At 45.6% G+C, this 13004-nt stretch carries 10 protein-coding genes; 3 read left to right on the top strand and 7 right to left on the bottom strand.

Annotated elements, in window-relative coordinates; all coding sequences use genetic code 11:
- Positions 1-97 precede the first annotated feature (97 nt).
- Entirely contained in the window at positions 98-1690 is a 1593-nt protein-coding gene (locus LDX50_RS22955; protein WP_225698550.1) for a sulfatase, read from the top strand.
- Between the two features lie 39 nt (positions 1691-1729).
- Here the strand turns inward: LDX50_RS22955 and LDX50_RS22950 are convergent, their stop codons facing one another.
- The 3 genes from LDX50_RS22950 to LDX50_RS22940 form a co-directional block, all read right to left on the bottom strand.
- Positions 1730-2584 carry a hypothetical protein gene (locus LDX50_RS22950; RefSeq protein ID WP_225698549.1) on the bottom strand — a complete coding sequence of 285 codons (855 nt, stop codon included), beginning with the start codon at positions 2582-2584 and terminating at the stop codon, positions 1730-1732.
- A gap of 113 nt (positions 2585-2697) precedes the next feature.
- The gene (locus LDX50_RS22945; RefSeq protein WP_225698548.1) at positions 2698-3969 is read right to left on the bottom strand and encodes a cation:proton antiporter; all 1272 of its coding nucleotides are present in this window, start codon (positions 3967-3969) and stop codon (positions 2698-2700) included.
- Positions 3970-4080: 111 nt separating this feature from the next.
- Positions 4081-5007, bottom strand: a complete 927-nt coding sequence (locus LDX50_RS22940) for a DUF3078 domain-containing protein (protein WP_225698547.1) — start codon at positions 5005-5007, stop codon at positions 4081-4083.
- Between the two features lie 181 nt (positions 5008-5188).
- Here LDX50_RS22940 and LDX50_RS22935 point away from each other — a divergent pair, with 181 nt between their 5' ends.
- Together LDX50_RS22935 and LDX50_RS22930 are read left to right on the top strand one after the other, a co-directional pair.
- Positions 5189-6877, top strand: coding sequence for a DUF885 family protein (locus tag LDX50_RS22935; RefSeq protein ID WP_225698546.1), 1689 nt, complete (start codon positions 5189-5191; stop codon positions 6875-6877).
- Entirely contained in the window at positions 6870-7862 is a 993-nt protein-coding gene (locus LDX50_RS22930) for a ligand-gated ion channel (protein WP_225698545.1), read from the top strand. Before LDX50_RS22935 ends, LDX50_RS22930 begins: the two co-directional genes overlap by 8 nt.
- Positions 7863-7866: 4 nt before the next feature.
- On the opposite strand, the gene LDX50_RS22925 is transcribed toward LDX50_RS22930, so the two are convergent.
- From LDX50_RS22925 to LDX50_RS22910, 4 genes are all read right to left on the bottom strand, one after another.
- A complete protein-coding gene (locus tag LDX50_RS22925; RefSeq protein ID WP_225698544.1) occupies positions 7867-8955 on the bottom strand; it encodes an Sb-PDE family phosphodiesterase in 1089 nt (362 codons plus the stop codon).
- Positions 8956-9029: 74 nt separating this feature from the next.
- Positions 9030-9974 carry a fatty acid desaturase family protein gene (locus LDX50_RS22920; protein ID WP_225698543.1) on the bottom strand — a complete coding sequence of 315 codons (945 nt, stop codon included), beginning with the start codon at positions 9972-9974 and terminating at the stop codon, positions 9030-9032.
- A 253-nt stretch (positions 9975-10227) separates the two neighbouring features.
- On the bottom strand, positions 10228-11325 hold the full coding sequence (locus tag LDX50_RS22915; protein WP_225698542.1) for a Gfo/Idh/MocA family protein: 1098 nt from the start codon (positions 11323-11325) through the stop codon (positions 10228-10230).
- A 10-nt stretch (positions 11326-11335) separates the two neighbouring features.
- Positions 11336-12949 (bottom strand): sulfatase family protein, encoded by a 1614-nt coding sequence (locus tag LDX50_RS22910; RefSeq protein ID WP_225698541.1) that lies wholly within the window; start codon positions 12947-12949, stop codon positions 11336-11338.
- Between the last annotated feature and the right edge of the window lie 55 nt (positions 12950-13004).

The following is a 13004-nucleotide window of genomic DNA, read 5'->3' as shown; positions in this document are numbered from 1 at the left end:
CATACATTTTAAAATTATCATTCTGCTTGTTCTTTCCGAAGTATTCTTCGGACAGGTCTTTTTTGAATAAATATGTATCTTGAATTAAATCTGATCTATGAAAAATTTTCGAAGTTTTGATCTGATCTGTCTCCTGATAGTATTCCTTACGGCAGCGGGATGTTCGGAACAATCGGGAAATGCACCCAACATCATTTTCATTCTTGCAGATGACTTTGGAAATCACGATTTAGGATATACAGGAAGCAGTTTTTATCAAACACCCAATTTGGATCAGCTGGCATCGGAATCCATGATTTTCACCAACGGCTATGCGGCATGCCAGGTCTGCAGTCCGTCCCGCGCCAGTATCATGTCGGGAAAATTTCCTGCCCGCCATGGGATTACCGACTGGATCGGCGCACCGTTCGGGGAGGACTGGCGACGAATGAACCGGTATAACAAACTTTTGCCGCCTGATTACAAGCATCAGCTGGATACTGCCTACATCACCCTCCCGGAGGCATTAAGGGAAGGAGGGTATTCGACATTCTTTGCCGGGAAGTGGCACCTGGGAAGCAAGGGTTCCTGGCCCACCGATCATGGATTTGATCACAATATCGGCGGCTGGGACGCCGGCAGTCCGCGGGGCGGCTATTTTTCACCATATGAAAATCCGAATCTAGCCGACGGCCCTGCCGGAGAAAACCTTTCAATGCGCCTCGCTCGTGAAACTGTTAATTTTATACAGTCCCACCAGCAAAGTGAGAGTGATAAACCCTTCTTTGCTTTTCTGTCCTTTTATGCTGTTCACGGACCCATTCAGACCACTAAGGAAAAATGGAAAAAATACCGTGACCTGGCAGTGCATAATGGTATTGCTGATCACGGATATGAAATGGGAAAATTTTTACCCATTCGCCAGGTACAGGATAATCCGGTTTATGCCGGGTTGGTTGAACAAATGGATGATGCCATCGGGGAAGTACTCGCAGCCTTGCGGGAAATGAATCTTGATGAGAATACCATTGTAGTATTCACTTCGGATAATGGGGGTGTAGCCGCCGGAGACGCCTATTCCACCTCTAATTTGCCCTTGCGTGCGGGAAAGGGGTATCAGTATGAAGGCGGAATCAGGGAGCCTTATTTCATTAAGGTACCCTGGATGAATACGGGCGGACGAACTTCTGATATACCTGTGACCGGAACTGATTTTTATCCGACCCTGCTCGAACTGGCAGGTCTGCCCTTGCGAACTTCGGAACATTCTGATGGAGTAAGCCTGGTGAATGTATTAAAAGGGGATTCGATTGAAACACGACTGCTGATTTGGCATTATCCGCATTACGGAAATCAGGGAGGAGAGCCTTCGTCGATCATTCGGAGGGGTGACTGGAAGTTGATTTACTATTACGAAGACGGGCGAACCGAATTGTTTGATTTAGAGAAAGATCCGGGGGAACAGTCAGATGTTTCCGCTGATAATCCGCAAATCGTTGAGCGGCTACTCGATGAACTATTTAATTTCCTTCGGCAGGTGAATGCTAAAAGGCCTGTTCCGGATCCCGGGTATTCCCCGGAGTTGGAGCAAGAACACCTGGAAAGAGTAAAGAACGAAGTGTTACCCAGGTTGGAACAGCAAAGGCTTCAATTCCTCTCAGAGGACTTTGATCCGAATAATGACTGGTGGGGTTCTGCAGTAAAAGACTGAAGTTCACGTATTCAATCTTCGTCGGAGGGTTAGATTTAATTATTTTCTGCCCTGTGCAAGCCGGGCAGTCAGGAACAGGTTAAATCCTCCAAACCCAAATATTACTCTTCCTGTAAACTTGTCACTAAGTGGTAAATTTCTGATCTGATACGTATTACTTGAATAGGCAACCCCCAAACCAACTTGCTTAAAAATGAAATACTGAAGCGAAACATTGGTCTCAAGAACATTGATCTTAATATCGCTAACGTCGACGTAAAAATATTCCAGTGAATACCGGGCCAGCAGTCGGGGTCTCATATATCCGGCCCCATGAACACCCAGTAGTATAGCCGGGGCGATAAATTTTTCGCTTTCGGCATAACTCCGGTTATTCAGGCTCGCCGACATCCCCATATTAAAACGTACAGCACGAAGACCGAATGATAATCCCGCATTCCAGTTTCTTTCGCTGAAGAAGGAGTACCGCCAGGTGGCCCCGAAATAGTTGACATCGAATTTGATATTTGCAGACGCTCCGGCATAAAAGATGGTATCGTTGAATTCAATATCCTTTTCCAGTGTCAGGGAATTTGACCTGGCCATGCGCGTAAAGGTAAGGTTCATCTGCGATCTCTTACTCAACAAAAGAAGTCCGTCGATCCGAAATACATTCAGGTTCTGGTCCAGTTTCAGATCATCCTCGAAATTAATCTCTGTACCAAGTCCAAAATCCGAATCAAAGCGTACACGTGTTGTCATTTTTGGGAAATAATATCCCATCGACATATATAGTTTGGGCGAGAGCGAATCCTGTTCTTCATTGATATAGCTCTGTGAGAAAGCAAGGCTGCTAACAAGACTTAGAGCGAATAAAAAGGCGATGAACCTGAATCCTCTTGTTCCGGGGATCATGAATTTTGTATTCTTTTTTTGAAAATAATCCACAGATTTGATCACTTACCGATATCTGTAAGTTGGCCCGAATTAGACTTTAATCCAAGCATAAAATCAAGAGATTTGGGTGCTTACTGATCTTCCTGAAGGTCAGCCTTTTCGGTCTTTACTGAAACCCGTCGCACCAGATTTCCAACGGTCAGCCCCTGGACCAGAATACTGAATACAACAATCACGTAGGTCATCACCAGAAACAGCTCCCGGTTCATTTCCTGGGACAGGCTTAGTGCCAGGGCTATGGATATTCCTCCCCTGAGTCCGCCCCAGGTCATGACCAGGCTGGTACCAGGTACGAATTCAAGGCGTTTCTGAAAAAAAGAAATGGGCGGTAATAAGGATAGGTAGCGGCACAGCAACACAAGCGGAATGGCAATCAGGCCGGCCACCAGGTAATTCATTTCAATCGTCAACACAAGAATTTCCATGCCGATCAAAACGAACAGGATCGTGTTCAGGAGAATATCCAGCAATTCCCAGAACTTGTCGACATAGGTCTCGGTAATTTTGGACATCGACGAAGCCCGCATCGTATCATTTCCCACGATAAGTCCGGCAGTCACCATGGCAAGCGGTGCAGAGAGATGAAATCGTTGTGCCACCACGGTTCCGCCCATCACGGCAGCCAGGGTTATGATGACTTCGGTGTCATAATCATCGATAGACCGTAGCATACGATAGGTTAAAAAACCAAGGATTAATCCCAGTACAATGCCTCCCAGCACTTCGAGTCCGAATAATTCGGCGATCATCACCGGATCAATCGCCTGGCCGGGGGAGGAGGCAATGTGATAAATCGTTATGAAAACAACGACTCCCACGCCGTCATTAAAGAGGGATTCACCTACAATTTTGGTTTCGAGTTTTTTTGGCGCATCGGCCTGCTTGAGAATTCCCAATACGGCAATGGGATCAGTCGGGGAGATAAGTGCACCGAAAAGCAGGCAATAGATAAATGCCACATCCATGCCCAACAGCATCAGGAGAAGGTAGGTAACAATTCCAACGAGGAAGGTCGACAGTAAAACCCCAAGCGTCGAGAATGCCAGTATAGGGCCGCGCTGAATACGAAGCTGTTCGAAATTGGTATGAAGGGCACCCGCAAAAAGGAGAAAGCTCAGCATGCTGTCCAGCAGCAGTTCCTCGAAATCGATATTGGAAATTATTTCTTTTTCCGCCTCCAGGATGGTATCATCAAATTGGGCAATCCCGAGTACGATCAGTGTGAACACAATGGTAATGAGCATCAACCCGATGGTCGTGGGGAGCTTAAGGAAGCGCTCATTTACATAGCCGAAAATCGCGGCAAGTACTATCAGGATTGTGCTGATCAGAAAAATATCCATGGCTTTCAGGTTGTCCGTTGAAAATACTAATATTTTTTATCTATGGCATAATGAAAAAAGGACCGGCTAAACAAGCCGGTCCTTTTTTCCTGATATCTATCCTGCAAACTGTTAGAAATCATAGGTGATTCCAAACAGCCAGTAGGTCTGAAGTTTGTTGTCAATATTGTCGAATGTCGCATCCGGAAGCTCCAGAGTTTCACGCGCATAATTGAGTGCTTCCTGCTTGTTATCACGCAGGCCGAATTCAAGACCCATCCCGATATTCTTCCATACTTTATAGGAAAAAGCATTGGTCCACGTCCAGTTGGAAAGGTTACTGCTCTTGTAGCTGATAAAAGATGAGAGGTTCGACTTCAATGAGAAGTTCCCGAATTTTCTGCCATAGTTGGCCACGATCTTGGTACCGGCAGATGATTCAAATACATCATCAGTACTGCTGAAAACGAAATTATAGTTGAGCGGGTGAATAACCACTACAAGATCAGCCACAGGCTTCCAGGTAATACCAACCCCCACATCGAGATATCCGGGATCGTTAAAGTTGTTGATCAGTGTAGTCCGGTATTCCATCAGGAATGATGCCGCTATCTTTTTAGAAAGGTTATAGCCGAAGAGTGACTGAATGTTGAATACATCTGTAGTTGCCCGGAATCCCGCCTCGTCATCCGGATCATCTTTGTCATCCAGTTTTACCCAGCCAAGGTTGATCTGACCCGCATTGTACCAGAAGTATTTATCACGGTCCAGTCGCGCATAAGGGTTGATGGTAATGCCTATCTTTCCCGATGCGTTATTCGGTATTCCCTGGGCATACCAGTTATTGAATTCTGAAAAACTTGCCCCAATGGTTCCGAAAGCACCTGTTTTCCATCCCGGGAATGCGTCAATCTGCTTCTGCAGCGCATCAACCCGTCCCTGGATCGCACTGATGGAATCTTCCTTTGTTTTTTTAATCGCTTTTAATTCATCGATCGTTTGTCCGTATGAATACAAGCCAGCCAATAGAAAAATAATAGTCGTAAATAGTTTATTCATAGCATGTTGAGTTGAAGTGCCAAATTTAGAACATCCTTGGTTTTGACCTTCTTAAATTCAATATTTTTTAATCAATTCTGTTCAGAATTCAACAGGGTCTTTTCCAGCTATAAGAAACAGTAGTCGCATACAAATGTTTAAACTGACCATATTTTGATACTTTTTTGCATATTGTGGAAATATGAACCTGAAAAGAATTACTCCGATTTTCCTGATCATCCTTTTGATCAGCGCCTGTACTCAGCAAGAGCAAGATTCTGTTGCCGTGCCGGAAGAAATTAAAAATGTCCCTGCCACCTATCAGGAGCTCCAGGCTTTCTTTCTGGAATGGCGTGAATTTCTCAGGCCCGATGAGGTGAATGGCATTCCGGATTACAGTGATGAGGCGATGGCACAACAGTATGATGAACTATCCGATTGGAAAAATCGGCTGGACGCGATTGATACGGCGGGCTGGCCAGTGGCACACCAGGTGGATTGGTTCCTGGTTTGGGCAGAGATGAACGGACTTGAATTCGCCCATCGGGTGAAAAAACCCTGGAAAAGGGACCCGTCCTTCTATGTCTGGTTCTTTTCCTATCCGACCGACGTACCAGAGCGAGAGGCCTCCAATGCGTGGGGTGCAGTGGAATATGACTATTACCCCAAACCCTTATCAGCTGAAGATGCGGATAAAATCAGCCATCAATTGCGTAAGGCACCGGCTCTCTGGGAGCAGGCCAGGAAAAATCTGACAGGTAACGCCCGTGATTTATGGGTATTGAGTGAAAGGAGCTTCCGGGATCAAAGTGCCGATCTTGAACAGTTCTCAGCTTTGATGCAGTCTGAACATCCGGATCTCGCTGCCGCAGCACTGGAAGTTCGTGATGCTTCGGAGGATTTTGCTGATTGGATTGCATCCCAAAGTTCACAGAAGACAGGCCAGTCCGGCGTGGGTAAGGCCAATTATTCATGGAATTTGAAGAAGGTTCACCTGTTGCCCTACACATGGGAGGAAGAGCTCACACTCATTGAGCGGGAGCTGTCCCGGGCGCATTCCTCGCTCAGGTTGGAGGAAAACCGAAACCGCAATCTGCCGGGGTGGGAAAAGATCGATTCCCCGGAAGCATACGATAAGGCTGTGAAGGAGGCAATTGATGATATGATGAGCTTCTTTGAAAAGGAAGAGATCCTGACTATTGTGCCCAATATGGATCCGGCATTACGTGAAAGAGCAGGAACATTCGTGGAATCAGACGGCCTTCGCGGTTTTTTTGACGAAGTGATTTACCGCGATCCGATGACCATGCGGGCACACCATTATCACTGGCTCGACCTGGCACGAATGAGGGATGAACCACATCCGAGCATTATTCGAAGTACACCATTGCAGTTTAATATTTTCGATGGCAGGGCCGAAGGAATGGCCACTGGCGCGGAGGAAATGTTCATGCATGCGGGATTGTATGAAGGCCGGCCGCGCGGACGTGAATTAGTGTGGGTAATGCTTGCCCAGCGTGCGGCACGGGCATTGGGAGCGTTGCATCAGCATGGTTTATTAACTGATTTTGATGGCGCAACACAAATCGCATCAAAATACACGCCCTGGGGATTATTGCCTGCAGACGGGGGAACAATTCAGGTGGAGGAGCATTTTTACCTGACCCAGCCCGCCTACGGAACGAGCTACGTGATCGGAAAGATCGAAATAGAAAAATTACTTGCCGAATATGCGCGGCAGCGTGAAGGCCAGTATTCACTCCGGGAATTTTTTGATGAATTTAATTCTAAAGGTGTGATCCCTGTTTCATTAATCTATTGGGAGATGACCGGTGACCGGTCGATGCTGGATAAGGCACTAACAGAAAGTAAACTGGAAGACCTTGAGTGATATAAAGACTATAGTCTTGCCCCTTATCTTGCTCCTGCTATGTTTTTCAGGTATCTGCCTGGCACAAAATCCCGGTACACCCGGGCAAAAGGAGGAAGTGAAGGTTGGATTTGTGTTGCTGGACCTCTTCAATATAGATAATGTTAAAGGTACTGTGAGCGGAGAATTTGTGTTTACTTTGAGCTGGACGGATACCTCACTGGTTAGACCCGGACAAACAGCTCCCATCATTCTGCCATATGATTCGGTAAACCCTCCGCAAATTCAGATCCGGAATGTGATTGACTACAGATCATTCCGTGAGCGATCGGTAACGGTCCTTCCGAATGGCGAGGTAAATTCCCGGCATCGGCTCACAGGTATCTTAAATACGAAATTTAATTTTCGAAAATTCCCATTTGACCGGCAGACGCTCGGTATTAGTATTTTTGATACCAGTGTTGAGCAGGATGTGAGGCTAATCCCGGATGATCGTTACCAGGGCATCTTCAAACCGGATAGTCTCAGCATACCGAATTGGAAGGTCATGTACAACGGGATGAGAACCTATTCAGATGTTGAATATGGCATACCATTTCAGTCAATCGTATTCAGCTATTCGCTTGTCCGAATTTCAGAGTTTTATATCTGGAAAGTGGTTTTTCCGATGGTGCTGGTGGTATTGATGTCGTGGTCGGTTTTCTGGATCGACCCGAAAAATATTTCTGCACAACTCACTGTTTCAGTTACGGCCATTCTTACCTTAATTGTATTCCAGTTTTCAGTGGCACAAACGTTACCTGAACTGCCTTATCTTACTTCGCTCGATAAATATGTTATCGGTACTGATATTTTTGTGTTCATGGCTTTCCTGGAAACGCTCATTACCAGCTATCATGAGGACAGGGGAAAGAAAGAGCTTTCAGCGCTAATCGACCGTACTTCGCGAATACTGTTTCCTGCCGTTTTTGTTTTGTTTATTTTACTAACGCTGATAATTTTTTAGAAACCTAATACTCAACTTTCAGAATAATCTCCGGATGGGTCTTTGGGGCAGTAACCGCGTTTAGGACCCGAAATCTGAGCTCGAATTGGTCCTTGAAGTCAATCGTTTTTACATCGATTAAATTTTCACCAGGATGAATCTCAATTACATCCGAATGTGAATGAAATGTATATTCAGAGAGGTTCTCCAGAATAAAAGTTACCCCGGTTTTATTATTGATCTGTACTCTTGCAACCTGTTCATTATATTGAAGTTTACCGGTCTCGAGGGAGGCGTTAAGAAGAGGCAGAATATTCTCCTCCTTGCCTACCAGCAGATCATTAAACCAAACGGCGGTTCTGCCTGCTTTCAGGGCTGCTTTTATTTCAGATTCCGACCGGTCCTTTGTAAATAACAGGGTAAGCGGACGATGACCGCCTTCCGGTATGTCAAATTCCCAGTCGACAAGACCGTGGATATCCGACGTCCCTAATATGGTAAGATTATTATCCAGTGCAATCTGCAGCGCCTCATCGGAAAACATGTGTTCATTAACCACTTCAATTCCATGCAGCAGACCTTCTGAAATCAGCGTTCTGTGAAGATCAGTGAGTTTCGCGACCCCGTCTTTATAATGGTAGGCCCACATGGGATGGTTCCAGAACGTAAAGGCGCCTTGCCGGTTGGCCTCACGGAAGACTTCCAGTACATCGTCTTTCAGCAATTTATTGGCATCCTGAATGAAAATGGCATTGCTGTGCCCGGGAGGCATCGATCGGGTGATTTCAGATCCCGGAACAACGATCAGGTTTTCTTTTGCCGCGATTTTTGAAGCAATTTCGTAAGAACGGTTGCGATCGGGATGCGGAATATCATCTTCATGTGGCTGATATTCGAGATGTTCTGTCATGGCGATCAGGTCCAACCCCTCACGAACCGCTTCATACACCCGGATATCCGGCCATACGCTGCCATCTGAAAAAACGGTATGCATATGCAGATCAACCTTCAGTGTTTCATAGCCCGGTACATCCGGGAAATTGGAATCGTTTTCCTGTGCCAGCAGGTTCACAGATAAGCCGGCCATTAGCATGATAGTCGCAATCTTTTTCATTGGGGGCATACGTATTTTCTTCAAGATAAAAAGAATCCTGAATTTTATGGTGTTGAAGATACCGAGGTTAATTGTTACTGCCTGCCCAACTGCTTCAGCCAGGAAGCGTGGTCGGCCACAGCACCTACGAAGGTTTTTTTGGAATAATAGGGCAATCCGAATTCCCGCGCGGTTCGTTCCACGATGGTAGAAACCTGCGGGTAATGTACATGACTGATGTTCGGCATCAAATGGTGTTCCACCTGGTAATTAAGACCCCCGATAAACCAGTTTAAGAGTCGATTTTTCGGAGCGAAATTACTGGTAGTTGCCAGCTGATGGATTGTCCAGTTATTAGCAATGAGACCAGTTTCATCGGGTAACGGGAAATCCGTTGACGGCACTACATGTGCTGCCTGAAATACAATCGTGATACTCAGCCCTGTAAGGAAATGCATCGATAAAAAGGCCAGAACGATCAGCCACGGCGAAAGTGGAATCATAATCAATGGAATGATCAGTGTGATCGAAATATGAACAATCTTCCATGCAATGATCTTGGCGAGTTCCTTATACACCTCATTTTTGCCCTTGAAATACCCCATTTTGTGATATTTGATCAGGCGGACATAATCTTTTGCGGCAAACCATGAAAGTGTTGATAACCCATAGAAGAACCAGACATAAAGATGCTGATACCGGTGTACCCAGTAGCGCTTTGCGTGAGGAGAGAAGCGTAAAAAGAACGGCGCATTGATGTCGTCATCATGCTCCTGAATATTCGTATACGTATGATGCAGGATATTATGCTGCACTTTCCAGACATTCGCATTCGCACCAAGAAGGTTCATGGAATACCCTATGATTTTATTTACACGGCGGTTCTTTGAATAGGAGCCATGAAGTGCATCATGCATGATACCCATACCAACACCCGCCATGCCGATACCGGCCAGCAGATACAATGCGAACATGAGCCAAACACTGCTCACAATACCCAGACATAGAACAATCAGCGGACCCAGAAATATGGACAGCATAAAAATGGTTTTGAACACCATTTTGCCATTTCCCTGACGTTGAATACCGTTCGATTTAAAATAATGATTAACCCGTTCGTTGAGCGTTTTTGTGAACTCCGAACCGGTTTCGGTAGAAAATTTGAGATTTTTGATGATAATGAATTTTGATGATGTTTCTACAAAGGTAGGATAGTTTCCTGATACCCGGTATTAAATTATACATTTAGACCTAATATCCTTTAAACGGTAGAAATTTAACTTACGTTCCATTTTAGTCTTTATTCAGAACTATCGATTTCCCGCTTTGTGCCGAATTCATTGCCGCCTGAAGAATTTCCATGACGATCATATTGTTTTCAAGCGATGAGGGATTATAAGGTTCTGGTTGAATTTCACCGTTCAGCACTGCTGCGAAATAGGCAAAAGGATCATCCGCCGGTGAATTCAACGGTGCAGCTTTATGCATTTGCCATTTCTCGTCTCCAGGAAGCCTGATACGCATATTGGATCCGTCATCAGCAATAGCATATCCAACAGCGCCATACACTTCCATATCCTTTCGGTTGAAAGGCCAGTTCCATGATGCCTGAATAATGACCTGCGCCCCGGGATATGTTACAAGAATAGTTGCTTCATCATCCACCTTAGGGTATTTGTCGGGCTTCATCTGTTGTGTAAACGCGAATACCTCTATTGGCCGCTCACCCTGCATGAACCACGTACTCAGATTCGCGCCATAACATCCGAAATCGGTGAGCGCACCGGCACCATTCCAATGAGGATCTGTGAGCCACTCTAAAAATTCCTTGTTCACACCAATCTCTTCCGGGCCCTGGTGCCCGTCATGAATAACCATTTTGCGAATATCTCCCAGTCTATTTTCCTTCACGGCCAGGTCAAATATCGCGTGATTCGAACCATACCAGGTGGTTTCATAATTCGTTAGCAGCCAAATATTGTGCTTCACAGCCAGTGCCTCCATTTGCTTCGCATGGTCCAGGCTAACTGCCAGTGGCTTTTCCACCATTACATGTATGCCACGCGGTGCACATTTTTCAACTACCTGAAGATGATCGTAAATCGTATTGAAGGCAAAAACAGCATCCGGTTTCACCTCCTCAAGCATGGTATCCAGGTCACTGTACACAATATCCATTGAAAAATTATGCTGAACTGAATAACGACGGGCCAAATCCGTATTACTTTCCTGAATCCCAACAATTTCAATGTCGCCGCGGTCCTCCCGGCCCAGAATCCAGTGAACGTGCGTATGTACCAGGCCCACGACTGCAACGCGCAGGGGTTTTTCAGTCTGACTATAACTGGTGAGAGAAATAAGCAGTGCGAATATTACGAGTAATCTGCGCATGTGATTGGCGCTATTCATCAAAATAATGTTCCTTTCCATTAACGTCGGTATAGTGATAATAGATCATGGACGGCCAGGCAGCACTCCGATTTAATGCCGACCATTCTTTAAAAGCAGCAACCAGGGAATCAATTACAGGAGGTTTTTCAGCATACCGGTCTGTGAATTCAAAAGGATCCTCTTTGATAAAATAGAGTGACGAATCGCCGTTATCCTCATTCCAGGTAAGTTTCCATCGTGCATTACGTACCGCCCGGTTGTCACCCATCTGAAAAAAAACATACTCATGCGCGGGTTGTGCTTTCAATACCGACTCCAGAAGGTTGGCACCGTCATAAATACGATCACCTGACAGTGAAGCGCCTGCAGCATTCGCAGATGTCATGAAAAGATCGGTTGCATGTGTAAGTTGGTCATAGGTGCTATTTTCAGGGATAACGCCCGGCCAGGACATGAGCATCGGCACTTTTACACCGCCCTCGAAATTGGTGATCTTTCCTCCCTGGTAATCTCCATTGTCGGTAGTTAGATTATACTCTGCACCGCCATTATCACTGATGAACATCACAAGCGTATTTTGTGCCAGCCCGGTTTCATCCAGGTAATCCAACAGTCGCCCGATGTTGTCGTCGAGTGATTTGATCATCGCATAATGTACCCGCTTGTATGGATCTTCGACACCTGCAAATTCGTTCACATACTCATCCGGTGCCTGTAGCGGTGTATGCGGTGCGTTATAGGCAGCTACACAATAAAATGGGTTGTCATTGTTTTTGCTGATAAATTCAATTGCTTCGTCGGTGATGGCATCAGTCAGGTATCTTGATTCACTGATCTCCTGGCCATTTTTCCGGATCGCGTGCAAGCCTTCCCGCTGCCCCTCCCAGATGTATTCATCGGTGAAGTCCTCCGGGATCTTCTGGTCGGTGAAACCCGGTGTTCCCTCAGGCACATAAAGACTGTGTGAAGCCATGAATCCGTAGAATTCATTAAAACCAAAGGCCAGCGGTGAATTCGATTCAAGTTTTCCCACATGCCATTTTCCAATGTATGCGCTCGAATAACCCTGTTTTTTTACTATTTCTGCAAGGCTGATTTCCGATAAAGGCAATCCCATTTCAGCGATGACCTGTTCATCCGGAACTTCTGTCTGGTACTGAGGCTCCCAGGGATAACTGTCAATCAGGTATTTGAAGGCATAGTATTCAATCCGGTTCGAAAGGTAACGCTCGTGCAGCTGATGTTCAAAACCAAAACGCTGATTGTACCTTCCTGTGAGGATGGAGGCACGCGAAGGACTGCAAACCGGTGAGGAAACATAGGCATTCGTGAACTTTACTCCGCGTTTTGCCAGGCGTATCAGGTTGGGCACATGAACAGGCCCATCGGTATACAGGTCTGTATCTGCGATACTAAGGTCATCTACGATAAGCCAGAGAATATTTGTTTTTGATGAATCGGCCAAACCACCGGGTTTATTTAAATATTCTTCTTTACCATTTAATAGCCTGGTATCCGGCTCAAGGTTGTATGAACCTTTGTCCATGGGTATGAACATATAGATCAGCAAGCTTGGAATAATGATGATGGAAGGGACGAAAAGATTTTTAATTTTCTTTTTCAATGAATTTCCGGTTATTTTCAGCCACAAAATATAAGACTATCTACGAAGGTAAAAA

It is taken from the genome of Fulvivirga sedimenti (assembly GCF_020328055.1).
Note: the sequence above shows the minus strand (reverse complement) of the source record. Positions and strands in the feature narration are given on the sequence as shown.

Bases quoted from the DNA above. Each gene is read 5' to 3' on its own strand.
- LDX50_RS22950 (WP_225698549.1), bottom strand. From the start codon at position 2,584: ATGATCCCCGGAACAAGAGGATTCAGGTTCATCGCCTTTTTATTCGCT.
- LDX50_RS22940 (WP_225698547.1), bottom strand. From the start codon at position 5,007: ATGAATAAACTATTTACGACTATTATTTTTCTATTGGCTGGCTTGTAT.
- LDX50_RS22945 (WP_225698548.1), bottom strand. From the start codon at position 3,969: ATGGATATTTTTCTGATCAGCACAATCCTGATAGTACTTGCCGCGATT.
- LDX50_RS22935 (WP_225698546.1), top strand. From the start codon at position 5,189: ATGAACCTGAAAAGAATTACTCCGATTTTCCTGATCATCCTTTTGATC.
- LDX50_RS22955 (WP_225698550.1), top strand. From the start codon at position 98: ATGAAAAATTTTCGAAGTTTTGATCTGATCTGTCTCCTGATAGTATTC.
- LDX50_RS22925 (WP_225698544.1), bottom strand. From the start codon at position 8,955: ATGAAAAAGATTGCGACTATCATGCTAATGGCCGGCTTATCTGTGAAC.
- LDX50_RS22915 (WP_225698542.1), bottom strand. From the start codon at position 11,325: ATGCGCAGATTACTCGTAATATTCGCACTGCTTATTTCTCTCACCAGT.
- LDX50_RS22920 (WP_225698543.1), bottom strand. From the start codon at position 9,974: ATGCTGTCCATATTTCTGGGTCCGCTGATTGTTCTATGTCTGGGTATT.